The sequence below is a fragment of the Reyranella soli genome (genome assembly GCF_007992495.1).
In the GTDB taxonomy this organism is placed as follows: Bacteria; Pseudomonadota; Alphaproteobacteria; order Reyranellales; family Reyranellaceae; genus Reyranella; species Reyranella soli.
Genome location: NZ_BKAJ01000087.1, coordinates 30,738 through 56,275, shown reverse-complemented (window position 1 = coordinate 56,275; position 25,538 = coordinate 30,738). Strand labels below are relative to the sequence as shown.

The 25,538-nt window shown below is 67.0% G+C and carries 28 protein-coding genes and 1 tRNA gene; 17 read left to right on the top strand and 12 right to left on the bottom strand.

Annotated features, from left to right (window positions below; genetic code table 11):
* Window positions 1–620: 620 nt before the first annotated feature.
* The 5 genes from RSO01_RS24645 (at window position 621) to RSO01_RS24625 (ending at window position 3,245) form a co-directional block, all read left to right on the top strand.
* Window positions 621–1,043, top strand: coding sequence for a hypothetical protein (locus tag RSO01_RS24645; RefSeq protein ID WP_147152384.1), 423 nt, complete (start codon window positions 621–623; stop codon window positions 1,041–1,043).
* Between the two features lie 21 nt (window positions 1,044–1,064).
* Window positions 1,065–1,529, top strand: a complete 465-nt coding sequence (locus RSO01_RS24640) for a hypothetical protein (RefSeq protein WP_147152382.1) — start codon at window positions 1,065–1,067, stop codon at window positions 1,527–1,529.
* A 51-nt stretch (window positions 1,530–1,580) separates the two neighbouring features.
* Window positions 1,581–2,375 (top strand): MORN repeat-containing protein, encoded by a 795-nt coding sequence (locus tag RSO01_RS24635; protein WP_147152380.1) that lies wholly within the window; start codon window positions 1,581–1,583, stop codon window positions 2,373–2,375.
* Complete coding sequence (locus RSO01_RS24630) at window positions 2,372–2,890, top strand: hypothetical protein (RefSeq protein ID WP_147152378.1); 519 nt, start codon at window positions 2,372–2,374, stop codon at window positions 2,888–2,890. The genes RSO01_RS24635 and RSO01_RS24630 overlap by 4 nt, the downstream gene beginning before the upstream one ends.
* 76 nt (window positions 2,891–2,966) lie before the next feature.
* Window positions 2,967–3,245, top strand: a complete 279-nt coding sequence (locus RSO01_RS24625; RefSeq protein WP_174825951.1) for a hypothetical protein — start codon at window positions 2,967–2,969, stop codon at window positions 3,243–3,245.
* On the opposite strand, the gene RSO01_RS24620 is transcribed toward RSO01_RS24625, so the two are convergent.
* Complete coding sequence (locus RSO01_RS24620) at window positions 3,215–3,595, bottom strand: DUF805 domain-containing protein (RefSeq protein WP_147152376.1); 381 nt, start codon at window positions 3,593–3,595, stop codon at window positions 3,215–3,217. The genes RSO01_RS24625 and RSO01_RS24620 overlap by 31 nt on opposite strands.
* Before the next feature lie 93 nt (window positions 3,596–3,688).
* Between RSO01_RS24620 and RSO01_RS24615 the strand changes: the two genes are divergently transcribed.
* Both RSO01_RS24615 and RSO01_RS24610 read left to right on the top strand, forming a co-directional pair.
* Window positions 3,689–4,732: an AI-2E family transporter gene (locus RSO01_RS24615; RefSeq protein ID WP_147152374.1), complete on the top strand. Its 1,044-nt coding sequence runs from the start codon at window positions 3,689–3,691 to the stop codon at window positions 4,730–4,732.
* Window positions 4,729–5,931, top strand: coding sequence for an META domain-containing protein (locus RSO01_RS24610; protein WP_170303329.1), 1,203 nt, complete (start codon window positions 4,729–4,731; stop codon window positions 5,929–5,931). Before RSO01_RS24615 ends, RSO01_RS24610 begins: the two co-directional genes overlap by 4 nt.
* 125 nt (window positions 5,932–6,056) lie before the next feature.
* Here the strand turns inward: RSO01_RS24610 and RSO01_RS24605 are convergent, their stop codons facing one another.
* Together RSO01_RS24605 and RSO01_RS24600 are read right to left on the bottom strand one after the other, a co-directional pair.
* Window positions 6,057–7,556, bottom strand: a complete 1,500-nt coding sequence (locus tag RSO01_RS24605; RefSeq protein ID WP_147152370.1) for a hypothetical protein — start codon at window positions 7,554–7,556, stop codon at window positions 6,057–6,059.
* 115 nt (window positions 7,557–7,671) lie between these two features.
* The gene (locus RSO01_RS24600) at window positions 7,672–8,478 is read right to left on the bottom strand and encodes a universal stress protein (RefSeq protein WP_147152368.1); all 807 of its coding nucleotides are present in this window, start codon (window positions 8,476–8,478) and stop codon (window positions 7,672–7,674) included.
* 292 nt (window positions 8,479–8,770) lie between these two features.
* On the opposite strand from RSO01_RS24600, the gene RSO01_RS24595 reads away from it, so the two are divergent.
* Together RSO01_RS24595 and RSO01_RS49535 are read left to right on the top strand one after the other, a co-directional pair.
* Window positions 8,771–8,932 (top strand): Flp family type IVb pilin, encoded by a 162-nt coding sequence (locus tag RSO01_RS24595; protein ID WP_147152366.1) that lies wholly within the window; start codon window positions 8,771–8,773, stop codon window positions 8,930–8,932.
* 212 nt (window positions 8,933–9,144) lie between these two features.
* Window positions 9,145–9,270 (top strand): hypothetical protein, encoded by a 126-nt coding sequence (locus tag RSO01_RS49535; RefSeq protein ID WP_281291504.1) that lies wholly within the window; start codon window positions 9,145–9,147, stop codon window positions 9,268–9,270.
* A gap of 10 nt (window positions 9,271–9,280) precedes the next feature.
* Here RSO01_RS49535 and RSO01_RS24590 read toward each other — a convergent pair whose 3' ends face one another.
* On the bottom strand, window positions 9,281–9,871 hold the full coding sequence (locus RSO01_RS24590; protein ID WP_147152364.1) for a cysteine hydrolase family protein: 591 nt from the start codon (window positions 9,869–9,871) through the stop codon (window positions 9,281–9,283).
* Between the two features lie 262 nt (window positions 9,872–10,133).
* On the opposite strand from RSO01_RS24590, the gene RSO01_RS24585 reads away from it, so the two are divergent.
* The 7 genes from RSO01_RS24585 to RSO01_RS24555 all read left to right on the top strand — a co-directional run bounded on the left by RSO01_RS24585 (window position 10,134) and on the right by RSO01_RS24555 (window position 19,671).
* Window positions 10,134–10,787: a S24 family peptidase gene (locus tag RSO01_RS24585; RefSeq protein ID WP_147152362.1), complete on the top strand. Its 654-nt coding sequence runs from the start codon at window positions 10,134–10,136 to the stop codon at window positions 10,785–10,787.
* A 52-nt stretch (window positions 10,788–10,839) separates the two neighbouring features.
* Window positions 10,840–11,958 carry an FAD-dependent oxidoreductase gene (locus RSO01_RS24580; protein ID WP_170303328.1) on the top strand — a complete coding sequence of 373 codons (1,119 nt, stop codon included), beginning with the start codon at window positions 10,840–10,842 and terminating at the stop codon, window positions 11,956–11,958.
* Window positions 11,959–11,992: 34 nt separating this feature from the next.
* Window positions 11,993–13,732, top strand: coding sequence for an IlvD/Edd family dehydratase (locus tag RSO01_RS24575; protein ID WP_147152359.1), 1,740 nt, complete (start codon window positions 11,993–11,995; stop codon window positions 13,730–13,732).
* A complete protein-coding gene (locus RSO01_RS24570) occupies window positions 13,729–14,724 on the top strand; it encodes a glycosyltransferase family 2 protein (protein WP_170303327.1) in 996 nt (331 codons plus the stop codon). Before RSO01_RS24575 ends, RSO01_RS24570 begins: the two co-directional genes overlap by 4 nt.
* Window positions 14,725–14,869: 145 nt before the next feature.
* Complete coding sequence (locus tag RSO01_RS24565; RefSeq protein ID WP_170303326.1) at window positions 14,870–16,153, top strand: tetratricopeptide repeat protein; 1,284 nt, start codon at window positions 14,870–14,872, stop codon at window positions 16,151–16,153.
* A gap of 28 nt (window positions 16,154–16,181) precedes the next feature.
* Entirely contained in the window at window positions 16,182–17,594 is a 1,413-nt protein-coding gene (locus RSO01_RS24560) for a FecR family protein (protein ID WP_147152353.1), read from the top strand.
* A 265-nt stretch (window positions 17,595–17,859) separates the two neighbouring features.
* Window positions 17,860–19,671 carry a FecR family protein gene (locus RSO01_RS24555; protein ID WP_147152351.1) on the top strand — a complete coding sequence of 604 codons (1,812 nt, stop codon included), beginning with the start codon at window positions 17,860–17,862 and terminating at the stop codon, window positions 19,669–19,671.
* On the opposite strand, the gene mobB is transcribed toward RSO01_RS24555, so the two are convergent.
* From mobB to RSO01_RS24525, 6 genes are all read right to left on the bottom strand, one after another.
* The gene (gene mobB / locus RSO01_RS24550; RefSeq protein WP_147152349.1) at window positions 19,668–20,147 is read right to left on the bottom strand and encodes a molybdopterin-guanine dinucleotide biosynthesis protein B; all 480 of its coding nucleotides are present in this window, start codon (window positions 20,145–20,147) and stop codon (window positions 19,668–19,670) included. The genes RSO01_RS24555 and mobB overlap by 4 nt on opposite strands.
* Entirely contained in the window at window positions 20,144–20,938 is a 795-nt protein-coding gene (gene fdhD / locus RSO01_RS24545; RefSeq protein ID WP_147152347.1) for a formate dehydrogenase accessory sulfurtransferase FdhD, read from the bottom strand. The genes mobB and fdhD overlap by 4 nt, the downstream gene beginning before the upstream one ends.
* Complete coding sequence (locus tag RSO01_RS24540) at window positions 20,935–21,306, bottom strand: hypothetical protein (protein WP_147152345.1); 372 nt, start codon at window positions 21,304–21,306, stop codon at window positions 20,935–20,937. Before RSO01_RS24540 ends, fdhD begins: the two co-directional genes overlap by 4 nt.
* Window positions 21,307–21,804 carry a hypothetical protein gene (locus RSO01_RS24535; protein ID WP_147152343.1) on the bottom strand — a complete coding sequence of 166 codons (498 nt, stop codon included), beginning with the start codon at window positions 21,802–21,804 and terminating at the stop codon, window positions 21,307–21,309.
* 44 nt (window positions 21,805–21,848) lie between these two features.
* Window positions 21,849–22,355, bottom strand: a complete 507-nt coding sequence (locus RSO01_RS24530; protein ID WP_147152341.1) for a DUF992 domain-containing protein — start codon at window positions 22,353–22,355, stop codon at window positions 21,849–21,851.
* 283 nt (window positions 22,356–22,638) lie between these two features.
* The gene (locus RSO01_RS24525) at window positions 22,639–22,974 is read right to left on the bottom strand and encodes a hypothetical protein (RefSeq protein ID WP_147152338.1); all 336 of its coding nucleotides are present in this window, start codon (window positions 22,972–22,974) and stop codon (window positions 22,639–22,641) included.
* 143 nt (window positions 22,975–23,117) lie between these two features.
* On the opposite strand from RSO01_RS24525, the gene RSO01_RS24520 reads away from it, so the two are divergent.
* Window positions 23,118–23,453 (top strand): hypothetical protein, encoded by a 336-nt coding sequence (locus RSO01_RS24520; RefSeq protein ID WP_147152335.1) that lies wholly within the window; start codon window positions 23,118–23,120, stop codon window positions 23,451–23,453.
* A gap of 35 nt (window positions 23,454–23,488) precedes the next feature.
* Here the strand turns inward: RSO01_RS24520 and RSO01_RS24515 are convergent.
* Together RSO01_RS24515 and selB are read right to left on the bottom strand one after the other, a co-directional pair.
* A tRNA-Sec gene (locus RSO01_RS24515) sits at window positions 23,489–23,584 on the bottom strand.
* Between the two features lie 32 nt (window positions 23,585–23,616).
* Window positions 23,617–25,536, bottom strand: a complete 1,920-nt coding sequence (selB, locus tag RSO01_RS24510) for a selenocysteine-specific translation elongation factor (protein WP_147152333.1) — start codon at window positions 25,534–25,536, stop codon at window positions 23,617–23,619.
* Between the last annotated feature and the right edge of the window lie 2 nt (window positions 25,537–25,538).

Sequence of the window (25,538 nt, the reverse complement as noted above, 5' to 3'; positions counted from 1 at the left end):
TTAAATTCTCCATGGTTCGCAGGCCGTCCCCCCGGACATCGGCGGAAGCTGGCCGCGGGCTGAAAACCCGTCCGGACTTTACCCGAGAGCACGGAACCCACGCCACCGGGGACCACTGTCCCAGGCCGATTTGGGCCGTCAGGTGTGGCACGCTGGACACAGCCGACAACACTTGCTGTGCAGTTTCAGAATTCAGTTCCGTCGGTCCGAATCAACCGGGCGGAATTCCGCTCCAGCGATCGTGCTTCATCGAGAGAATGCGCCAGACGAACAGCCGGAGGGTCGTCCAGAACCGGCGTGATTCAACGTAAGGTCGCAGTCAGCAACATGACTGCATCCGTGATTCAATCCGCGTCACAACTGCAGCCTATTTTCCTTGATCGTGCACGAAGCGACCGATATCGACATCGCCTCTGAACGTAGGTGCCGGCTTTGGGGGGCCAGCCGTCGATGACCTGCTCGACGATTCCACACGTATTCTGCGCAATATCGAGGGCCGCCGCGCTATACGAGGGCCATCGGACATGCGCCGCCGTGCCGATGTGACCGTTGGGCCGAATGTCCTCCGCCTGGCGCTGCTCGCATGCGCATTGCCTTGCGCCCGCTACACGCTAAGCGAGATGCGTCATCGCCCACTGCCGCGCGGCCGCTTGGCGGCGCCGGCGCTGCTGGCCATGGCGTGCGCTCTGGTGTTCCTGCTGTTCCAGCTCGGTTCGCAACGGCCGCCCTGGATCTTCCTTGCCGCCCTGGCGGGCGGACTGGCGATCGGCGCACTGCGCGGCTTCACGCTGCAGCTCCAGGTCGATCACATGTTCGACAAGGTGCGCCTGCCGCGGGCGCGCGGCTCGTTCCTGGTCGCCCTTGCGCTGGTCGCCGCTGTCTTGCTCGAGATCGGCGGAGCCTTCGCAGGACCCAATGGCCTGCCCTTCCGCCTGATCGCTCCCGACATTGCCGCCGCTTGCGCCGGCATGTTAACCGGGCGGGCGATGGCCATTGCCATGCGTTGGCGGGGAGCACCGCATGTCGACCTTCATCGCTTCTAGAGCGCAACGCGCCGTGACCCGGTGCTGAACCTCCTTCATCTGCTGGCCGTGCTGGCGATGGCGGGATGCCTGTACGCGCTTTGGCGAGAGGCGCGCGGCATCTCGCAGTCGCGTGGCCATCTGATGGTGGCGCCGCCGCTGGCGTTCGGCTGCGTGCTGGTGATGATCGGCCTGACCGATCCCGACCAGCAGCAGCCCGACATGCTGCGCCTCGCCATCGCGGTGGGGGCGCTGCTGGGCGCGGCCCGCGGCTGGTTCATGGCCGTCGACATGGATCCGCTGTGGTCGACCGTACGGCTGCCAAGCGGCCGCGACGGATTTTGGCTGGCGATTCTGCTGGCCTTCGCGGTCGTCATGGCGGCCGCGGCGCCGCTGGTCTCGACGCATGCCGAGCCATACGTGCCCTACGCCACCGCGGCCGTGGCGTTCGGCGCGGGCTTCCTGTCGACCCGCGCAGTGACGGTTTATCTGCGCACCCGCGGCTGACGTTCCGGCCTTCGCCGCCTCTGCTACACTGGTCCCGTACGGGAGGGATTCATGCTGTTGGTCAGGGTTGCGCTGCTGTCGCTTGCGCTGGTTGGATCGGCGTCGGCACAAGGCACCCGGCCCGTTCCCTCGCTGCCGCCGACGCCACCGGCGCCGCCACCCGGCTCGGCACCGGGCACCATGGCGAGCGACGAGCTCGCCGATCCCAATACCGGCTGCAAGGTCGTGCGAGCCGACAATGAACCCAACATCGGCATCACTTGGTCGGGCGAGTGCTATCACGGCCTGGCCCACGGCCAGGGCGTCCTGCAGTGGTATCAAGGCGGCAAGCCGATCGCGCGCTACGAGGGCGAGATGAGAGACGGCATGGCGAACGGGCCGGGCAAGATGACCTATGCCAACGGCATGCGCTACGAGGGCGAATGGCAGAACGGCGAGCGCTACGGCCGCGGCACCTTCACCTTTGCCAACGGCGCGCGCTACACGGGCGACTTCCGCGACAACAAGCCCAACGGACGCGGCACCTATATCTGGCCCAACGGCAACCGCTACGTCGGCGATTTCCGCGACAACCAGCGTACCGGACGTGGCACGCTCTACTACGTCAACGGCGATCGCTACGAAGGCGACTTCGTCGACGGCAGGGCGCAGGGCCGCGGCACGCGCACCTATGCCAACGGCGGCCGCTATGACGGCGAGTGGCGGGACGACCTGCCCAACGGTTACGGCACGCGCTACGCCGCCGACGGCCAGAGCTACGCCGGCATCTGGCAGAACGGCTGCTTCCGCGACGGCCAGCGCTGGGCCACCGTCGGCGTCACCGCCCAGCAATGCGGCTTCCAATGACGTTGGTCTCCAATGTCTATCTCACGCATGCCCTGATGCTGCTGTGCGCACTCGCCGCGGCCTGGGCAGCGCTACCCGAAAGCAGCGGTCGCATCGTTCCGCAATGGCGGCCCGCCGTGACGGCGCTGCTTGCAGCGCTGTCCGCCCTTTCACTGATCGCCTATCCGACGTGGGGCGAGCTCAAGAATCCCGGCCTCTGGATGTTCGCCATCATTGCCGCTCTTGCCGGCGCGGCGCGCGGCTACTGGCTGCGGATCTATGTCGACCACAGCTGGCGCTTGATACGACTGCGGAAAGCCCGCGATTGCCTCGTCGCCGCCGTCGCACTGGTTGCCCTGGCGATGATCGAGATCGCCCTCGCCGCGATCGCCCCTGCCAGCCAACCAACGATGGAGCTCGGCCTGACCATCAGCGCCTCCTTCCTGGTCGGCCGCTCGGCTGCCGTGCTGCAGCGCGCCCGGCATGAGCCGCAGACGGATCTGCACGACAGCCCATCGCCGCCGGCCGAAGGATAGCGGTCATGCAGTTCGCCGCTGCAAGTTCGCTGTTCGCAGGCTATCCTGGCGGGCGTCGACCTGGAGCATCCGTGACATGCCGAGCCAGCCAAGCCTGATCATGATCCAGTTCCTGCAGTGGGTCGCCGACCGGCCACGCAGCCGCGAGGACGTCATGGACGCCTGGCGTAGCTCCTGCCCACGCTTTCCGGTGTGGGAGGACGCGCGCGCCGACGGTCTGATCCGCCAATGCGGCGGCGACCGCGGCGAGCATCGTGTCGAGCTGACCGAACGCGGCCGGGCGGCGCTGCGCCGCGCCAATATCCGGCCGCGCTCGACCCGCGATCAGGCCATGGCCAGCGGATCGGGACCGTAGTTGTTCGGGCCGGACGTGCCGCGCAGGAAGCCGCACTCGATCAGGTACCACAGCCCGCCGATGACAGGCACGAAGACGATCAGCACCCACCAGCCGCTCTTGTTGCGGTCGTGATAGCGCTTCACCGCGACGGCGATCGATATCCAGGTCGCCACCACGGCGAAGATCAGGACGATGATGCTGGCAACCGGCCCCATCGCCGCAGCGATCTGTTCGGGATCTCCCGACATCGCCGCACCGCCGAGAATCACGGCGAAGAGGATCACTTCCACGACAAGAATGCCGAGCGCGACCAGCCAGAACTTGGCGCGGTTGGCCCGTCCCTGAAAGCCGAACAACAGATCCGTCATTTGTCATCTCCCCTAGGCCGGAGTGGGCCTGCCGGACGCCGCGTTTCATTTCTTGGAGCGGCGCGACCGCACCTCAGGGTACTATAGACGCCCATGACCCTCCAGCGCGCCGCCCTCTGGGCCATCGTTGTTGCGGCCACGATGTACCTTCTCGTAGCGGGTCGCGGCCTGCTTCTGCCGTTCGTGCTGGGCATCGTGCTCTGGTACATGATCGACGCGCTGGCCGACGCCTTCGAAAATCCGCGCGTCGGCCACCTGCGCCTACCGCGGCCGTTCGCCCTGGTGGCGGCGGTCTGCATCATGGGCGGGTTGCTGTGGGTGGTCGGCCGCACCATCGGGCGCAACGTCACCGCCGTGATCGCCGCCGCGCCGAACTACGAACGTCGCCTGCAGCTTCTGATCAACGAAGGCGCGCATCTGGTCGGTGTCGAGCAGGCGCCGACGATCGGTGAGCTGTTCGATCGCATCAGCCTCGCCGACACGCTGAGCAGCATTGCCACGGCCGCCGCCTCGGTGGTGAGCGTGGCCGGCATCGTCGTGATCTACGCAGGCTTCCTGTTCGTCGAACAGGTCCGCTTTCGCCGCAAGCTCGCCATCGTTCTGGGCTCTAGTGGAAACCAGGAACGTGTCGAGGCGGTGCTCGACCAGATCGACCATGACATCCGGGTCTATATCCGGATCAAAACCACGCTCGCAGCCATCACTTCGGCTCTGGCTTACAGCGTGATGGCGTCGGTCGGTGTCGACTTCGCCGCCTTCTGGGCGGTCATGGTGTTCTTTTTCTACTACGTCCCAACCGTGGGCTCGATTCTCGCCATCGTCGCGCCAGCCGTGCTGACGCTGGTGCAGTTCGACAACCTGACGCCCTTCCTGATCGTGCTGCTGGTCTTCGGCACCATCCAGGTCGTGACGGCCAACGTGGTCGAGCCCGCCATCATGGGCCGCTCGCTCAACCTCTCGCCGCTGGTGGTGATCGTCTCGCTGGTGGTGTGGGGCACGATATGGGGCGTCGTCGGCATGTTCCTGTGCGTGCCCATCACCGTCGTCAGCCTGATCGTGCTGGCCCAGTTCGAAACGACGCGGCCGATTGCCGTGCTGCTGTCTTCCGACGGCAGGATTCCGGAGCCGCGGCGATGAGAAGGCTGGCCTTTTTCGCGATGCTCGCCGCTACCGCGGCACAGGCGCAAGCGCCGCCGCCGCCGGAGCCCGCGGCCCAGGCCCAACCGCCCGGCCTGCAGGTGATGTATGCCTGCCCCGGCGGCAGCGATTTCTCCGCCGCCTTCTCCAAGGACGGTGACCTCGCCACGATCAGCGTGCCGGGCCAGCCAGAGGTCGAGCTGTCGCGACAGCCCTCGGGCTCGGGTTTTGCCTTTGGCGATTCCTACTACGAACTGCGTGGCCGCGGTCGCGAAGCCACCCTGATGGCCGGCGGCCGCTCCATGCGTTGCCATGCCATCGGCCGGCCGGGCGAGCCGCCGCGCACCTATCAGGGCGGCGGCCTCACCGTCACCCTGTTCCCCGACGGCATCTTCCGCCTGCGCGAGCGCAGCGGCGCCAGCGAGACCGTCGATCTCGGCCAATGGGCACAGGAGGTCGATGGCGGCGTGCGCATGGTGCTGCGCGGCGGCGTGGTTCCCCGGCGTGTCTTCCGCGAGGCCAACGGCGACAAGCTGGTCGCCGAGAACGGCAGCGAGCTCGAGCGCGCCGCCACCGCCGATCCGATCGACGACCGCTTTCGCCTGAGCGGCCTCTATCGCGACACGCAGACTGGCGGCCTGTTCACCGAGTGCCTCACCGGCCGCACCTTCGAGCTGGCGCCGGGCGGCGCCGAGCCCGACCTCGAACGCGCCTGGACCGAAGCCACGCCTTCCAAGGAAGCGCAGCTCTATGTCGAGATCGTCGGCCGCTTCGCCTCCGGCGAGGTTCAGGCCGACCGCTTCCTCAGCCTCAAGCGCGACGGCGCCTGCCCGCCGCTGGCGCCGCGCAGCTCGGCCTTGCGCGACACCGAATGGCGGGTGCTCGAGATCGACGGCGAGAAGCCGGTCTACGACGACTGGCGGCAACGGCCGCGATTGCGGCTCGACGATGACGGCAAGTTCAGCGGCTCGACCGGCTGCAATGCGCTGACCGGCAGCTACCAGCTCGATCCCGACGGGCTGCGCTTCGAGCCGGCGGCGACGACCCTGGCCAGCTGCGCACCGGCGCTGGCTGCTGCCGAGAAACGCTTCCTCGATGCGCTGTCGGCGGTGCGCGAGGCGCAGCTCGCCGGCACCACCCTCGACCTGACGGACGCCGCCGGCAAACGCCGCCTCCGCCTCGAAGCGCGCGGGCGGTAAGGGAGCGCGGGCGTCGCGCCCGCTCATGTGGAGCGCGGACCTCCAGGTCCGCTCATGATCATGATGCGGACCTGGAGGTCCGCGCTCCGAAGAGATGAGCGGGCCGGAGGCCCGCGCTCCGGTACCTAAGGTTCCGCTGTCGGGTCGGCGCGCAGGACGAGCGCGTGACCGTCAACGCCGATGCTGAGGAAGGGCATGCTGACGCGCGGCAGGCCGGAATCGGCATCGCCGGCGAACTCGCGGTCGATATCGTCGAACAGGCGCATGTAGAGCTTCCATTCGACCATGTCGGGTTCTATCGGCACACGCACGGCTTCGCGCCAGTCGAGGGCGCGAACGCCGCTCTTCACCGCCGTCTCGCTCGGCCGGTCGCGCACCAGCGTCGCCTCGAAGCGGCCGATCGTCGCCGTCCGCGCGCCGCGCATGACCGGGCGGGCGATCACGGCGATGCAGACCTGCCCGGGCCCATCCGCCGGGACGAACTCGACCGAACCCGCGTTCATGGTCGGATCGCTGACGTCTTCCTGCCAACCCAGCCGCTCGACGATGACCACGCGCTGGCGCTCCTTGTCGAAGCGCCAGCCGGCCGGCGGGTCGAAGCAGCGGCGCACCGTGCGCGTCTCGCCCGCGGGCGCGCGCGACAGGATCTCGGGCGACACAAGGGTGTTGGATTCCAGCGTCGTCGTGACCACCCGCTGGTCGAAGGCGAACGAACCCGGACGGTCGGGTAGCACGGTGAACAGCAGCTGGAACAACACAGTGCGCGAGCCGCGCCTGACGGAGAGCGTGGCCGCCGCGAAGCTGGTGCGCCGCGCGTCGGTTGGGAAGGCCGCGCGCGGCACCGAAAAGCGCAGCCGCTCGGGCATCACCGTCGCCTGTCCGCGCCACGCGCCGATCGACAGCACGGGCGGCGGACCGCCGGCCGAGGCGAGATGGGAGCCCACGATCTCGATCTGCAGCGGCGGATCGTCGTCACCCGACGAGGTGAAATCCGGCGCGTAACGCGGCACGGCCTGCGCGGTCGGATGGGCTGCCGATCCGCCCGGGCTGTCGAGCCGCAACGTGCCCTGTGGCGCGGTGCCCGGCGTGCCGGGAGCGAGCGTGAGCTCGCCGGTGGCGCGGCGCGGCGGCACGAAGCGCGGCGTATAGGAGAGCACGAGCGGCCCGGCATCGGCGGCCATGCGGTCGAGCCGCGCCAGCGCAGGCGCGGCCGCCTTGTGGGCGGCGAGCCGCGCGCCCTCGCCCGGCCTGTCGAGCGCGTCCTTGAGAGCGGTGTTCAGCGCATCGAGCTCGCCGAACGCCTGGCGCCGGAAGGCCGGCACGAGATCGAAGGCGCGATCGCCGTCGGAATCCGAACGCACTGCCAACGCATCGAACAACAGGCTGGCGGTGCGAAAGTCGGACAGCAGGCCGATCCGTGCTTCGCTGTCGGCGCGGGCCTGCAGGCTGGCGCGCTCGGTGCGCAGAACGGCGATCTTTTCGTCGACCGTCGGTCCGCTCGCCGGCATCTCCTCGCGCACCACCGCGAAGACGGCGGCCGCCGCAACGAGGGCAGCAACGACGAGCACGCCCAGCACGCGGCGCACGCGTCGCGCATCGTCGGTCGAACGAGGGGCTGCGGCCATGCCGCGGGTTCTAGCATGGTCTTCGCTGGAGGCGCGGCGCTGCAGTGCCGCGTTTTCTCACGCTCTTTTGGACCGCCGGCCTTCGGCCGGCTCATGAGCCGGCCGTCCGGAAGACTCAGTACGAGAAAAGGACCGGCAGGGTCGAATTGAGGATGAGATGGCGGGTCATGCCGCCGAAGATCATCTGGCGAAGCCGGCTTTGCGTGTAGGCGCCCTTGACGATCAGGTCGGCGCCGCCGCTCACCGCCGTGTCGACGATGGTCTGGCCGGCCGAGCGATTGCCCGGCTTGACGTGCTGGCTGGTGACGTTGAGGCCGTGGCTCCGGAGCGATTCGGCGATCTCGGCCGCGCTCGGCCCCGGCACCATGGCGCCGTCGACGCTCAAGACGTCGATCGATTCGGCGCCGCTCAGCACCGGCATGGCGAGCGAAATCGCCCGTGCGCTCTCAGTCGAGCCGTTCCAGGCGAACAGGATGCGCTTGCCGACCATGCCGCCGAAGCCCGGCGGCACCACCAGCACCGGCCGGCCGGAATCGAACAGCGCGGTCTCGAACACGCTCTCCGGCATCTTGGGCAGCGCCCCGGGCTGCGGCATGACGATCAGGTCATAGGCGCGGCCGATCGTGCCGATGGCGGTCGGGCCGCTGTCGTCGGCCGAGCGCCATTCCGAATTGAGCCCGGTTGCGCGCTGCTCGAAGGCCTGCTTCACGGCCGCGACCCGCTGGCGTTCCTCGGCGTCCTCGGCCAGGCCGCCGCCGATCGGCGCGCCCATGCCGGCGTCGGCCCAGGCCATGCTCATGACGCCATAGGACGGCGGCTCAAGGCCAACTAGCTTGGCGTCGAAGGTCCGCGCGAGCTTCGCGGCGAGATCAAATGCCGACGGGTCTTCTGCCGTCCAGGCCATTGTCAGAATTGACTTCATGACATGCCTCCCATGTTGAGGAACGATAACACGCGTTTGGATCGCATTGGGCCTGCAAAAGTACAGCTGGCCGAAGGTTCAGTGCCAATGATGAAGTTGATACAATTATCGCGTTGAGGGCCTCTTCGTTATCAATATGTTAGGCCTCAGACCTCAACCATTTAATGAGGTCAGGGACGCATTCACATCCCAGCGTTCGGGTCAGGTCGCTCTATGGTCCCCAGAACCGTGGGGCGAACGACAAGAACGCCGGTCAAGGTCAGAAGAACGTTCTTTTCTTTGGGGATACCCAATGCTGTCCATTTTCCGTCGTTTGATGAAGAGCGAGCAGGGTGCCACCGCCATCGAGTACACACTGATCGCCGCGCTGATTTCGGTCGCCGCGATCGTCGCGTTCCGTTCGGTCGGTACCTCGGTCACGAACCTGATGAGCAACGTCGCCGCCGCGATGTAATCGCGCCGACTTTGGTCGAGAACATGGGCGGTCCGGCGACGGGCCGCCCATTTCTTTTGACGGGTGCGCTGGGCGGCCTGGGCCGCCGCTACATTCTTTACCAACGTTACACGCTGCCTGATTGTGCGGGCCGACCAAGCCGATAGGCTGACCTGATGACGCCCGCCAAGCTCCGCGTTGTTCGCCTCCTCGCCTGCCGGCGAGGCTCAACCATGGTCGGCTACAGCTCGCTGGCGCTCCTGGTGGCGATAGCGGCGATCACGCTGATGGGTCACGCCGACAGCGACGGTGGCGGCGCGCCGCACCAGCGCGCCGTCCGTATCCTTTCGTCGGACTGAGCGAAAGATCTCAGCGGATCTGCGCCGCCTTCGGCACGATCCACGCGAAGCGGTCGGACAGGGCCGCCAGCGTGATGCGGTTGATGTCGTCAGCGGTGACGGTGCTGCCGCCGGTCGCATCCGGCAAGTCGCGCGTCGCCACCGTATCGGCCGCGATCGTGCTCATGAAGCCGTTGTCGGTTGCGCACCGCACCGTCGCCGATACGCACATATGGGTCATGAAGCCGCCGACGATCAGGTTCTTGCGGCCGCTCGCCGTCAGGTGCTTGCCAAGCTCGGTCCCGGCGAAGGCATTGGGCAGGCCCTTGTCGACGATCGTCTCGCCCGCCCGCGGCGTCAGGGGCGCGACGATCTCGAAGCCGCTCGACGAGGGATTGAACGCCTTGCCGCCGGACTTGTGCCGCACATGGACGATCGGTGCTCCCGCCGCGCGCGCCTTCTCGAGTAGGCCGGCCAACGCCTCGACCGCCGACTGCACGCCCGGCAGGGGCAGCAGGCCGTCGGTGTACTCCCTTTGAGCATCGATGATCAGCAGAACACCATCGGCCATGGTCGCTGGTGTCGGCGTCGCTCCCGCCATCTGCAGCATCGTCATCGCCATGTTCGTTCCCTTCAACTACGCAACGGTTGTGTAAGCCTTGACCCCATCAACGCCTAAGGCGACGCATTTTGCAAGACCCTCGGGCGCATGACACAAAGCCCCGCGTCACGATCATGTCATCGACTGCACTCCACCATATCAATGCTCCCGGCGCAGGCCTTGTTGCGCAGCGCTGCTGTAACTGGCATAGGAAAAATTCGGGGCGACAATCGTACAATTCATCGTAGACCGTTCCGATCACGGCTGGCAGGATGGCGCCGGCATGGATGCTCCCCGCAAGCTTCTGGTCGATACCTTGGCGCGGCGGCCCGACCTCGACCTCAAGAACCTGTCGCTGGCGATCGGGCGCAATCATGCCTACTTGCAACAGTATCTCATGCGCGGCTCGCCGCGCGAGTTGCCCGAAGCGGTGCGCCATGGGCTCGCTCCGCTGCTCGGCGTGTCGCCGGACGATCTGCGCTCCACGGCGGCGCCGACCGGAGGCGGACCGGGAGGCGATGCGCGGGGTTCGGCGCTGCGTGACGACCGCGCCGACCTGCCGGTCTACGCCTCGGCGGAAGGCGGCGGCGGTGCGCTTATCATCACCAATGAGCCGATCGACTATGTGCGCCGGCCGGAGCCCCTTCTGTCCGTCCGCGACAGCTACGGCTGCTACGTCATCGGCGAGAGCATGAGCCCGGCCTATGAGCAGGGCGACCTGCTGCTCATCCATCCCAGCCGCCCGGTGCGGCCGGGCGACGACTGCGTGTTCGTGCGCGACCCCGGCGACGGCTCCCAGCACGCCCTGGTCAAGCGCCTGCTGCGCATCACGCCGGAGAAATGGCGCGTCCGCCAGTTCCATCCGGCAAAGGATTTCGACCTCGATCGCGGGCAATGGCAGAAGGCCCAGCTGATCGTCGGCAAGTACGCCCGCTGATGCAAGATTATAGGAAATATTCCTATTTCATCCGATCGGGATGGCCGTCGCCATGAAGGCCATTGTCATCGGCGGCGGCATCATGGGGCTGGCGACCGCATGGGCCTTGGCGCGCGACGGCCATGCCGTCGAGTTGTTCGAGCAGGGCCCGCTGCCCAATCCACTGGCATCGTCGATGGACGAGCATCGCCTGATCCGCCATCCCTACGGCGATCACGCGGGCTATGCGCGCATGATCGACAGCGCCTATGCAGCCTGGGACCTGCTGTGGCGCGATCTCGGCCAGCGTCTCTACGCCGCCACCGGAACGCTGGCGCTCACCGGCAACGGCGAGACCTGGGCGGAGCGCTCGGCCGCCACGTTGGCCGGCATCGGCAAGACGATGAAGGAGCTGCCGCTCGACGAGCTGCCGCGACGCTTTCCCCAGCTCGACGCACGCGACGTGGAACGTGCCTTCTGGATGGATACCGGCGGCGTGCTGTTTGCCCAGGACATCGTGACGGCGCTGGCGCGGCATCTCGATGGGCGGCCGAACGTCGTCCTGCATGCCAAGACGCCTGTCCGCACGGTCGATCTGGAGCATGGCCGCATCGTCACCGAAGCCGGCGTCCGGCACGACGCCGACGTGGTTGTGGTTGCGGCGGGCGCGTGGGTCGGCCGGCTGCTGCCCACGACCCGCCGCCTGATCCCGTCGCGCCAGGTCGTGATCTATTTCGGCCTGCCCGCCGACCAGCGCGCGATCTGGGCAAAGCACCCGATGGTCATCGACAAGACCGGCGACGTCGGTCTCTATCTCGTGCCGCCGGCCGAGGGGCGAGGGCTCAAGATCGGCGACCATGTCTTCAGCCGGAGCGGCGATCCCTCGGCCGAACGCGAGGCTCATGAGCACGAGATGCAGCCCCTGCTGCGACGTTGCGGCGTCCTGATCAGGGACTTCGCCCGCTGGCGCGTCGACCGGCTGAAAGTCTGCTTCTATACGGTGACCGAGGACGAGCGGTTCGTCGTCGAGAAGCAGGGCGCCAAGGGCTGGCTGATGTCGCCCTGCTCGGGCCACGGCTTCAAGTTCGGCGCGGTGATGGGTCTCGAGCTCGCGCGCGCCATCGCAGGCGCCCGAGATCCTGCGGCGCATGCGCGCTGGGCGGCCGGCCTGGAAGGCGATAAACCCTCCTGACAAAATGACCGCAAGTTCAGGGAGAAGGAACGCCATGGCTTCCCGCAAGCGACGCACCAACGGCACCCCGAAGGCAACCGGACTGCGTCAAGGCCTCGCCACCTACGGCGATGCGGGTTTCTCGCTGTTCCTGCGCAAGGCCTTCATCAAGGCCGGCGGCTATTCCGACGATGCGCTCGACCGGCCGATCGTCGGCATCACCAACACCTTCAGCGACTACAACCCCTGCCATGGCAACGTGCCCGACTTGATCGAGGCGGTGAAGCGCGGCGTCATGCTGGCGGGTGCGCTGCCCATGGTCTTCCCGACCATCTCGATCCACGAGAGCTTCTCCCATCCGACCAGCATGTTCCTGCGCAACCTCATGTCGATGGACACCGAGGAGATGATCCGCGCCCAGCCGATGGATTCGGTGGTGCTGATCGGCGGCTGCGACAAGACCCTGCCGGCCCAGCTCATGGCCGCGGCCAGCGCTGACCGGCCGGCCGTGGTGCTGCCGGTCGGACCGATGCTGGTCGGCCATTTCAAGGGCGAGGTCCTGGGCGCCTGCACCGACTGCCGCCGCCTGTGGGGGCAGTATCGCGCCGGCACCTTCTCCGAGACCGACATCGAGCAGGTGAGCGAGCGGCTGGCGCCGACCAAGGGCACCTGCATGGTGATGGGCACGGCCAGCACCATGGGCTGCATCGTCGAGACGCTGGGCATGGGCCTGCCCGGCAGCGGCTCGATCCCGGCGACGCATTCCGATCGCCTGCGCGTCGCCGAAGCAAGCGGCAGGCTCGCGGCCGAGATGGCGAAGAAGCAGGGCCCGCGCCCCAGCGAGATCATGACGGCCTCGGCCTTCCGCAACGCGCTCACGGTGCTGCAGGCGATCGGCGGCTCGACCAACGCGCTGGTCCATCTCACTGCCGTCGCCCGCCGGCTCGGCGTCAACATCGAGCTCGAGGAGTTCGACGAGATCGGCCGCAAGGTGCCGGTGCTGGTCGACCTCAAGCCGTCGGGCGACCATTACATGGAGCATTTCCATTGGGCCGGCGGCAACTCGCGCCTGATGAAGGAGATCCGCACGCATCTCGACGAGAGGTGCCTGACCGTCTCCGCCCGCACGCTGAAGCAGGTGATCGACTCGGCCGAGATGGTGCCCAACCAGACGGTGATCCGCACACCGAAGAATCCGATCAAGCCGACCGGCGGCATGGCAGTCCTGCGCGGCAACCTCGCGCCGCGCGGCGCGGTCATCAAGCATGCCGCCGCCTCGCCGGCGCTGATGACTCATACCGGCCGTGCCGTGGTGTTCGATTCGCTGGAGGACCTCGCCGCGCGCGGCGATGACCCCAACCTCGATGTCAAGGAGGAGGACATCCTGGTGTTGCGCAATGCCGGGCCGAAGGGCGCGCCGGGCATGCCAGAGGCAGGCTCCTTCCCCATCCCCATGAAGCTCGCGCGCGCCGGCGTGAAGGACATGATCCGCATCTCCGACGCGCGCATGAGCGGCACGGCCTTCGGCACCATCGTGCTGCACGTGGCGCCGGAAGCGGCGGTCGGCGGGCCGCTCGCCCTGGTCAAGACGGGCGATCGCATCACCCTCGATGTCCCCAAGCGCGTGCTCAAGCTGCATGTCGACGCCAAGGAGCTGGCAGCGCGGCGCAAGAAATGGCAGGCGCCCGCACCGCACAACGGCAGCGGCCGCGGCTATACTGGCCTGTTCCACAAGGAAGTGCTGCAGGCTGACGAAGGCGTCGATTTCGGCTTCCTGGGTCCCGCCAAATCGTGACCGACGCGGCACTCCCGGGTATCTCTGTCGTCGTCACCTGCTACAACTGTCGTGACTATATCGGCGACGCCATCCGCTCGGTGGCGCGCCAGACACTCAGCGATTTCGAATGCGTAATCGTCGACGATGCCTCGACCGACGATTCGGCCGAGGTCGTGCAGCGCACGCTCGACGAGCTTGCCGACGCGCGCTTCAAGCTGATCCGGCTGGCCAAGAACGTCGGCCAGACCGGCGCGACGCGGGCGGGGCTGGCGGCGACACGGGCGACCTTCGTCTGCTTCCTCGATTCCGACGATCTGTGGAATCCCGATTTCCTCGAGCGCCACCTCGCCGCCCACCTGAACGAGTCCTATGCCGTGGGCTTCACCGCCTGCAACGCGCGGCTGATCGACGGCCAGGGCAAGCTGATCGCGGGCTGCGTCTACTGGTTCGGCAAGGAACGGGCCAGCGCCGACCGTGACCGCGCCTTCGCGCCCATCGATCCCGCGCGCGTGCCCAAGGTCGACGTCACGAACAACACGGCGCACTGGCAGAAACAGACGCCCTACCGGCTCTATACCAAGCGCGTCGTGCACTGGGTGTGGGTCAGCACCTCGTCGATGATGTTCCGCCGTTCGCTGATCGACCTCGTCTTCCCCGACGACGACGAGACGTTTCGCCTGCACATGGACTTCTACGTCGTCGTCATGGCCCAGATGGTGGCGGGCTCGCTGCTGATCGGCGAGGCGCTCTACGCCTACCGCCTGCACGGGCGCAACGGCGCGGCCGACAACCCGGTGCTGGGCGGCCGCCTGCATTTGTCCAGCCGCAACTGGGGAAACACCTACACGGTGATGCTGGACCGCATGCTCGCGGCGATGGAGCGGGATCGCGAGCGGTTCGTAACGTCGTTGGGCGAACGGCAATACAAACGCATGCTGCTGCGCATGCAGGCGGCACGGGCCGCCTGGCCGATCTCCTGGCTGCTGGTGGCGCGAAGCTGGCTCGTTTGAGCGAACTGAGCTACAATAGAAAACGCTGACTGGTTTGCGTCAAAACCGTGCCACGGGGGAGATTGGGCAGTTGCGTCGTCTGAAGCAGCTTGTCTGCGCTGTCGTCATTGGGGCAAGTCTCTTCGGGACGATCATTGCACCGGCAATGGCCCAGGGCCCGGTGAACGCGTCCGCGGAGCAGGAGCGCGAGTATGACGACGCGTTCCAGGAAATGCTGCGCAAGCCCGCCGATCTCGACGTCCTGTTCAAGTTCGCGACCATCGCCACCAAGACCGGCGACTACGAGGGCGCGATCTCGGCGCTGGAGCGCATGCTGCTGGTCAATCCCGACCTGCCGCGCGTCCGTCTCGAGCTCGCCGTGCTCTATTACCGCCTGGGCTCATACGAGGTCGCGCGCACCTATCTGGAGGCCGTGGTGGCCTCGCCGGGAATCCCTCCGGAAGTGCGCGCCCGCGCCGAGCAGTATCTGGCCGAGGTCGTAAAGCGCAGCAGCCCCTCGCGTTTCGTCGGCGAGACCTTCGCCGGCGTGCGCTACCAGTCGAATGCCAATCTCGGTCCGCCGACCTCGAGCGTCCGTCTGTTCGGCCAGACCGCCAACCTCAACCAATCGGCGCTCGGCACCGCCGACTGGGGCGTCGTCGGCTCGGGTTATGTCCGCCACATCTACGACCTCGGCACCCAGGACAAAGGCGCGCTGGAGACGCAGCTCACCGGCTATGCCAACCGCCAGTTCCAGCTTTCCCAGGCCAACGTGTCGATCCTGGACCTGACGTCGGGGCCGCGCTTCCAGGCCTTCCAGGGCATCTTCGAGGACGTGAGCATCAAGCCGCTGATGTCGCTCGGCTACATCTGGGTGAACGACGTGCCGTACTACGGCAGCTACGGATCGGGCGTCGAGTTCGGCGCCCTGCTGAGCGACAAGCTGCGCAACACGTCCAACGCCACCTATCGTCGCCTGATGTACCAGGATAGCTGGTACCTGCCGTTCAACAGCCTCTATACCGGCAATGAGTACTCAGCCAACACGACCTTCCAATATGCGCTGACGGACGCGGTGATGCTGTTCGGCAACGGCAACATCCAGCGCTACATGACCGACAATTCACCGCAATACGCCTACATTCTGCTGGGCGTCGGCGGCGGCATGCAGTTCCGCTTTGCCGACCCGCTGTTCAAGAGCCAGCTGCCGTGGAGCATCGCGCTGTCGGCGAACCTGCAATGGTGGAACTACGATCAGCCGGACCCGGTTGTCGATCCCACCCTGACCCGCCAGCAAAACGACGTAATACTGAACATCACATTGTCCGTGCCTTTCGATGAGCGTACGAACCTGATCGTTTCCGGAGGTCGTTTCGTCCGTAGCTCGAACATTCCGAACTACGACTTCACCAACAACAGCTTCCTCATGGGCGTGAGCTGGCGTTTCTGAGTTTGCGGTCGATGGTCGCGGAGAGTTCATGACACGGTTGGTACGTGGTCGGGTTGTGCGCGGCGCACTTCTCGGAGCCTCGGCTCTTGGCCTGCTGGCCGCACCTTTTGCAATTCGCGACGCCACCGCCAAGGTCGGCGTCACATCGGCCACCGACGGCGATCCCCTCGGCAAGCCGCCACAGGAGGCCGAGCGCGTGCTGCGCATCGGCGTCGACGTGCAGGCCAACGAGCTCATCACCACCAGCGCCAACGACCGCGCCCATCTCCTCTTCCTCGACGGTTCGTCGCTGACGGTCGGGCCCAACGCCCAGCTCACCATCGACAAGTTCGTGTTCGATCCGAACACCAAGACCGGCGAGCTCGCCATCAACGCGAGCAAAGGCGTGCTGCGCCTGGTCGGCGGCAAGATCAGCAAGAACGGGCCGATCACCATCACCACGCCCGCCAACACGGTCGGCATCCGCGGCGGCATCACCATCCTCGATGTGAAGGCCAATCAGACCGATTCGATCTTCGTGTTCGGCAAGGAGATGGTCGTACGGGCTGCCGGCCAGACGCAGGTCGCGACGCGGCCGAGCTCGATCATCGTCACCAACCTCGGTGGCCCGCCGAGCCTGCCGACCATCCTCACCCAGGGCGCCCTCAATGCGCAGCTCGCCTCGCTCGAAGGTCGCGGCGGCGGCCAGAGCAGCGGTGGGAGCAGCGGCGGCGGCGGGACGCGCAGCCCCGACCAGGTCGCACTGACCTCCGGCCTGTCCGGCGCCAACTCCGGCCAATCGGCGCGCATCGTGGCTCCGGGAGTGCCTGACAATTTTGGCTCCGGACCTGGGCCGCGTAACCGCAATCCCAACGACACGATCTCGACGGCGTTGAGCAATGCCAACCAGTCCGTTCAGACCATCTCCGCAACTGACTCAGAAAGGCGCTCTCAACAGCAACAGCAGCCGCAGTCCCAACCTCAGCCCTCGGCATTCGATCAGTTCCTGAACGGCTCACTGCCCTTTAGCGCAGCCGACTTCGCCAAGCTTGCCTTCCTGCGCAACAGCGTGGCGACGACGGTCAACGAGCTCAGCAATCTCAACCTGCAGCGCGCCACCGCCACGTACAACGGGCCCGTGGTGGCGCTCATCAACGGCAATCGCATCGACGGGACCTATCAGAACGCCTGGAACTTCGGCAGCCGCAATGGCACCGCCACCATCAGGATCGACAACACGACGTATGGTGGCGGAAACGTGCCGAATACCTCGCTCATCAACAACACCACCGTGTTCCAGGGCAACCTGCAGTCGACGAACGGTCCCGCCGGACGTAACGCCAACGTGATCGGGACCTTCCTGTCGACACCGGGCAACGCCGCCAGCCAGCAGTTCGGTGTCGTCGGCTTCTCCGGCCCGAACAACTACCAAGGTTTTGGTCTGTTCACGGGAACAAAGTAGCCCCGGCACTGCCACCTCGCATGAGGCGGCAGTGGCAGAATTGCAACTATTGGTGCCGATCGACGGCCCATGGCCGCCCGCCGGCAAATTGACATTATTCCCGACGCATCATTGGCCGTACTTTCCAATGAGAGTACGATTGGACTGCCGGGGTCGGGTGGGACTGCCTCGGTCGGGGTTTCACCAAACGCGTCCGTGAAAAGTCGCGTTTGGGCAGGGTGGGTTGGTGTCGGGGTTGGCCGCGGAGCGGCCACGGAGTGGATTCATGGCGAGATCTGTGCTGGTACGGGCGTCGCTCGTGCGTGCGGTATTGCTTGGCACGACGGTGCTCGCGGTCTTCACCTCACCATTCACCATTGGTGAAGCTTCGGCCAAGGTCGGCGTCACGTCGGCGGCCGACGGTGATCCCCTGGGCAAGCCGCCCAACGAGAACGAGCGCGTCCTGCGCATCGGCATCGACATCCAGGCCAACGAGGTCGTCACGACGGGCACCAACGATCGTGCCCATCTGGTCTTTCTCGACGGCAGCTCGCTGACGGTCGGCCCGGATGCCCGTCTCACCATCGACAAATTCGTATTCGATCCCACCACCAAGACAGGTGAGCTCGCCGTCAGCGCCGGCAAGGGCGTGTTTCGCCTGGTCGGCGGCAAGATCAGCAAGACCAACCCGATCACCATCACGACGCCCTCCGCCACGATCGGCATCCGCGGTGGCATCACGATCTTTTCGGTGACGCAGGCCAAGACGTCGGCCGACTTCGTGTTCGGCAACAACATGAGCGTCACCGCGGCCGGCCAAACCCAGGTCGCCACTCGCCCGGGTTCCCAGATCGTCGCGAATGCCGGAAGTCCGCCCGGTGCCCCGACGATGATCAAGCAGGGAGGCCTCAGCGCCGCGCTTGGCCAGCTCGAAGGCAAGTCGTCTCCATCGTCTTCTTCGGGCGGATCGGGAGGCAATGCAGATCAGACAGCCCAGAAGTCCGGCTTTTCGAACGTCAATTCCGGTCAGTCGTTCAACCCGCCGAACTTCAACCAGGGCTTGCCGCTGAATTCCAACAACAACGTTACGACGAGCGTCCTGAGTAACACCGCTAGCGAACCGAGGCCGGGCCTGATCACACCGACCAGTCCGCCCACACAGCCGGTGACCACCCCCTTTACGCCGACTCCGAGTCCCGGTCCGACCACCAACCAGAACACCAATCCACCGCCCCCCCCACCGCCGCCCAGCGGACCAACGAAGACAAGCCAGACCTTGACGGGTTTTGCGAGCGGACTGGTCATCATTACCCGGGGAGGCGGTGGAGAAAGCAGTTACCACCACGGCTCAGGACGTGTCCGGACCTTGAGCCAAGGCTCAACCGTTTCGATCACGACCAACGCCGCCAATGATCAAGCCCAGGGCACGATCGTCGTTCCGGGGCTGCGCGGTGGAACAGCGCAATTGGAGCTCGGTGGCGCGGGGAGAAGCAGCTTCGCCGACGACAAGAGCTACGCCATGCTCACGACCAATGATCCTTCCCGTCCGTCGACGTTCACTACCGCCAGCCAAAGTCAGCCACTGCCGAACAATACGGTACTGGTAAGCGGGGGTCAGATCCCCGGCTGCACGTGCGAATACTTGACCTGGGGCGTGTGGGCCAGCTCCTTCACTGACCCGCGAAACTCCAACAGAAGCTATGAGACCATCGGCCACTACGTTGCCGGCAAGCTGACGTCGGCCGTGCAGATGCCGACCACGGGCACCGCGACCTACAACGGCGGCATGGCCGGCTTCGTCCGCGATCATGGCAACACGCGCGTCGGAACAGGGAACTTCCAGTTGAATTGGAACTTCGCCAACCGCGGTGGAAATTTCGCAGGCGGTTTCGACGGCAAGAACTTCAGCGGCACGATGAATGCCGGCGCTGCAACCCCGCAGAACTATAACGGCACTGTCAGAGGAAGCGGCGTGTCCGGCCGTGTTGACGGCGCGTTCGCCCAATCGCCAAGCGATTCAGCTGCCTACACGCTCGGCAACTTCTCTCTGAACGGACGCCATTACAACGCCTCTGGCGTCTACGCTGGGCAACGCTAGGAACTGGCGATGAAATCGGCGATGCCGGCAATGTCGTCTCGACGGAACCACGGCAGGCTCTGGCCTGCCGTCGGCGGCTCGTCGCAGGCGACGGCAATGATGGTCGGATCGCGTGGCGCCATCGGCTCGCCCCCGGCCCGCACCTCGATCTTGCGGTGCGGCTCGCGCTTATAGCCCTCGATCAGCACCAGGTCGGCCGGCGCCAGACGCGCCAGCACTTCCGCCAGGGTCGGCTCCTCCTGTTCGCGCATGATGGCGTAGCGGTGTCCGCCGACGACTGCCACCTCGGTGGCGCCGGCGGCGCGATGCCGGTAGGAATCACGCCCCGGCTGGTCGACGTCGAGATCGTGATGGCCATGCTTGATCGTGTTGACGGTGAGCCCGCGGCGCACGAGCTCGGCGACCAGCCGCTCCACCAGGGTCGTCTTGCCGGCGTTCTTCCAGCCGGTGATGCCGAACACGCGCGGCTCCCTCATGGCGCGATCCGCTCGGCATTGGCGTAGACGGTAAGCCTGTCCTGGCGCACGAAAGCCGCCAGGGCGATGCCCGCCTGCTCGGCGGTCTCGATGGCAAGCGACGTCGGCGCCGAGACCGCGGCGATCACCACCGCTCCCAGGGCCGCCGCCTTATGCACCATCTCGTAGGAGCAGCGGCTGGTCACGACGACGAAGCCGGGCTGCGATGCGCCGGCCTTCGCCAGGGCGCCGCCCAGCTTGTCGAGCGCATTGTGCCGGCCGACATCCTCGCGCACGGCGACCAGCGTGCCGTCCGGCCGCGCCCAGCCGGCGGCGTGGGTCGCGCCGTTCACGCGATTGATGCGCTGTTCCAGCGGCAGGGCCGCCATCGCCCGCTCGATGGCCCCGCGCGATACCGGCGGCGCGGCGCCGACGACGGTCACGGGCCGCATCGCCGCGTCGATGCTGTCGACCCCGCACAGGCCGCAGCCGGTGCGTCCGGCCATGCTGCGCCGCTGTTGCTGCAGCCGCACCATGCGCTGGGCGGCGATGTCGAGGCGCACCTCGATGCCGCGGTCGACCGGCTCGACCTCGATGTCGTAGATCTCCGACGGCTTGTCGACGATGCGCTCGGTCAGCGAGAAGCCGCGGGCGAAATCCTCGAGATCGCAGGGCGTGGCCATCATCACGGCGTGGCTGATGCCGTTGTAGACGAGGGCGACCGCGACCTCTTCGGCGACGACCTCGTCCAGCGCCTCATCGCCGGCCGCCGTCAGGCGCCGCGCCGCGCGATGGACCGAGCCGTCCGTCATCGTGCGACCTCGTCGATGCGCATATGCCGGCCCTCGCGGTCGAAGAAGCGGCCACGGTTGAGCGCCAGCGGGTCGGACTTCACATCGGCTTCGACCTCGCGCAGCTTGCGGCTCGCCGCGGCATCGGGAAGCGGTCCGCCGGCGTGGTCCAACCCGACGAAGAACGCCACGCCGTCCCACGCCGCGCCGGCGCGATCGAGCAGGCCCCGCATCTCGCGCCACGTCATGTCGTCGCCGATCAGATGGGCGTAGCTCGATTTCAGGGGAACGACGTCGTCGCCGGCGATGCGCACCAGCACGATGAACAGCGTGAACGGCCCGGTTTCGCCGAACTGGGCGGAGAGCCACTGCTCGAAGTCGGTCTTCATCTAGAACTCGACGACCGGCGTCGGCGGCATGTAGCGCTCGAACACCTGCAGGAAGGGCTGGCCGCGGTCGGCTTCGTACCAGGCCTCGAAGGCGCGGAAGGCCGCGAGCGGATCGCTGATGGCCGGCTCCTTCGGCTCGTCGTCGCCATCGGCCTCGGCTGGATAGGCCGCCGCATGCAGCGCCTCGGCGATCGGCCGCAGCCACTCGAGCAGCGGGCGGGCGCCCTCGCCCAGCTCGTCCAGGCCGCCGTCGATCCAGCCGATGTCGCGGAATAGGGCGACGAGCTGGCGTTCGACCGCGATCTCGCGATCGGGCTCGAGGGCGGCGAGGCGTGCCATGTCACCGAGTGCGCTCAGCCTCCGCCAGGCGAAGGCGCGAGCGCGCTCGGCTTCCTTGAGCTGGGCCTCGACCTCGGCGCGAACGGCGCGTTCGTTGGCCTCGGCGGCCGTGCAATCGGCCTGCAGGCGGGCGATCAGGGTGTCGGCGGCGGACGGCATCGCCGTCCAAAGTGTACCCGCCGGCGGCCCATCGCAAGCGCCCGCTACGGAGCCTTCTTGAGCTCGACCGAACCGATGCCGGCGGCGACGTTCAGCCCGACGCTGCCCTCGACGCTGACCGGCTGCAGGGTGACCTGGCCACTACCGCCGCCCAGCAGAACATTGGCGCCGGCACCCACGCCGACGGTGGCCGACGCCGTTCCTCCGGCGTAATTGCCGGCAAGCGCGCCCGGACCGATGTTGCCCGGCGCGAAGACCAGCCAGACCATCTGCGCTTCCTTGGTGAAGCCGAGATCGACGCCGTACTTGTTGATGGTGCCGGTATAGCGCTCGGCGATGCCATCGGTCCGGGTGAACAGGCAGCTCAGCTCCTTGGACGAGCCGAAGACGAAGCCGACGCCGCCCGCGACATTGCAGGTCAACGAGCCGACATTGGCGCCCGTCCGTCCGGAAGCCTGCGGCGTGCCGGGCGTCGCGGGAGTCTGGGCATGGACCGCAGTGCCGACGAACAACGACGCTACGCCTGCCGCCGTCAATATCGATCGCAGCATGGACAACTCTCCTCTTGTGGCTGAGCGCTCGGCTGATGCGAGCACCTCGCAACAACGTTGCCGGAGGAACAAGGCTGCATTCAGGCCGTGTCGGCCGGCCTGTGGGCTAATTTGCAGCGGTCGGTAAGGTGCCCGTAAGCCGGCGCAGCGAGAGTCGTTTGGAAGGACCGGGGAACCCTCTTCTCCCGGTTCGACCGCCCTCCTCCCTGAAGCAACCTGAGGCGGTCGTGGGCGGCGCGGGATTTCGGTCCCGCGCCGTTTGCGTTTCTGGAAAGGATTGCGGCTAGTTCGAACCCTGGCCGCGGGCCTTCAGCACGTAGCCCATGGCGCGGAACTCGGAGTCCTGGCGAATGCGGTTGGCGACCATCGGATCGCCGTCGCGATTGGAGACCTCGATCAGCTTGTCGGTCTCGGCGGTGCAGGCAAGCGCCGCGGCTTGCGCGACCGAGCCGGCGTCGAGGCTCATGGTGCCGTCGGCGTTGGCATTCTTGGCCAGGCAGGCATCGCGCGCCTTGTACGAATCGTCGATCCGGGTCTGCAGCCTGCCGTCGCTGGAGGTGTGGTAGGCACCCGCACAGCCACTGAGCAGCAACACGACCAGAACAAGTGCAATTCGCATGAACGAGGCCTCTATCCACTCCGGCAGGCGCCGGCGAAGCCATTGATACAACGCCGTCATCCGTCCGTCAGCCCGTGACGTACTGTGATCTTGACGGCGCTGTGCATGTATTGAATTTAGGGTCGGGGTCAGCGGGGGGCTGCATGCGAATTGTTCTCGTCCTGGTGTTGTTATTGCTCACGGCGTGCGAGGGAAGCTTCGTGCGGGCAGGCAACCTGGGACGCAAGGTCGGCATCGACAAGAGCTATGAAGCCCGCGACGCCTGCCTCGCCCGGAACGCCGCGGCAGACGGTGTCAGCAGCGAGGATCCAGCGACGCTCGCCCATGCGGTTGCGCTCTCCTGCAGCGCCGAAACGGATCAGCTGATCGCCGCTTCGGACTACAGCGGCGATGCCAGGGTCGCCGCTTCGATTCGCCAGGACAGCGAGTTCAGGGCGATGAAGTACGTCATGCAGGCGCGCGGCCAGAAGATCTTCTGATAAGCAGCTGTCTCAGCGCGGCGGAGGTCGTCGATTGGCGGAAGAGAGTGGGAGTCGAACCCACTAAGAACCGGCTAACGGCCCTCTCTGGCTTTGAAGGCCAGCCGCCCCACCGGGAGCGCTTCTCCTCCGTTATCGATCATTCCTGATAAAAAGAGTGCTGTCATCTGTCGGCAGCGGCCGTCGATGCCGCACCGGCCGGCCCGTACTGTTCGAGCTTCTGCGGCACCGTGCGGCGCAGGTCGCCGCGGCGGATGGTGATGCCGTGGCGGTCGAAGAATTCGAGGATCAGGATCGCCACCTTGCGGCCGTTGTCGAGCTTGTCGCGGAATTCGGCGGCGGTGAACTCGCGGCCAAAGGCATGGGCGACGGCAATCATCTCGGCCACCACGGGCCGCAGGAAATACTGGTCGGGCGCCACCTCGACGACGCGGCCGACCTTGGCCAGCCGTTGCAGGAGCTTGCGCATCTCGGGCTCCGGCACCGAATAGGCGTTGGCGAAATCGCGCACGCGCGGCGGCTTGAAGCGCTCGCGCACAAGCTCGGCCGAGATCTCGCGCCACAGTGCCTCATCGCGCGCGCCCAGGGTCAGCGAATGGCCGGGCAGGCGCAGGAAGGCGCCGTCGACCATCACCGCCCTCGCCTTGACCTCCTGGTCGAGCAGCGCCTTGAACACGGCGGGCGGCCAGCGCTTCGCGAGCGCGAGCCGCAGGCGCTCGGGCTGCAGGCCGGGCGCATCGGGCTTGGCCTCGTGATGGGCCTTGAGCGTGTCGACGATATCCTTGCGTGCCGCCGCCAGCGTCTCGGCCAGGAAGCCGAAACCCTCGAGCTTGGCGCCGCCCGCTGCCTGCAGCAGCTTGTCGACGTCGACCGGCCGGAGGTTGCGCGCCAGCCCGAAGCGGCCGGTCTCGACGAAGCCGGTTTCGAGCCGCAGCAGCTTGGGCAGGACCTGCGAATCGGGTTCGGCCAGGGCTGCGAGCTCGGCGAGGCGTCGCTCCGAGCGGCGGTTGCGCGGCGGGCCGAAGGGATCGATCACGTTGGCGCCCGCCATCGTGCGGATGGCCGAGGGATCGCGCAGGATGACGCGATCGCCCGCGAGCGCGCCAACCTTCTCGTCGAGCACGAGCTGGGCCAGCGCCGTGTCGCCGGGCGCGAGCTTGTCGCCTTCCAGCAGGGCGACGCGGCCCATGACGTGCGCTGCACCGAGATGCACGTGCACCGGCGACCAGTGCTTCATCGGCTGGCCCTCCGACGTGAGCAGGCTGAGCTCGACGTCGAGCCGGTCGGTCGGCGCATGCAGCTCGGAACTGACCACCCAGTCGCCGCGCCGGATGGCGTCCTTCGACAAACGAGCACCGGTGAGATTGAGGGCGCAGCGCTCGCCCGCACGGCCGATCTCGGCCGGCCGGTTCTGGGCATGCAACGAGCGCACCCGCGCCTCGAGGCCCGACGGCGTCAGCAGCAGCCGGTCGTCGACCTTGATCTCGCCGGCATGGATGGTGCCGGTCACCACCACGCCCGCACCCGACAGCACGAAGCTGCGGTCGACGGCGAGCCGGGCGAAGCCGGTGGCGCCCTTGCTGCTCTCGCCCAGCGCTAGAAGCCTGGTCTTCAGCTCGTCGACGCCGCGGCCAGTCAGCGCCGACACCGGCACGATCTCCGCACCCTTGAGCGAGGTCGCGGCGAGCAGCGTCTCGACCTCGGCCATGCGCTCGAGCAGCTGGTCGTCATCGGCAAGGTCGGCCTTGGTCAGCGCCACGACGCCGCGATCGAGGCCCAGAAGGTCGATGATCTGCAGGTGCTCGACGGTCTGCGGCTTGATGCCTTCGGCCGCCGAGACGATCAGCAGGGCGGCATCGATGCCGGTGGCGCCGGCCAGCATGTTGTGCACGAAACGCTCGTGGCCCGGCACGTCGACGAAGCCGAGCTGGCGGCCGTCGCCCAGGTCCGAGTAGGCGTAGCCGAGATCGATGGTGATGCCGCGCGCCTTCTCCTCCTTGAGGCGGTCGGCATCGACGCCCGTCAGCGCCTTCACCAGCGCCGTCTTGCCGTGATCGATATGGCCCGCGGTGCCGACGATCATGA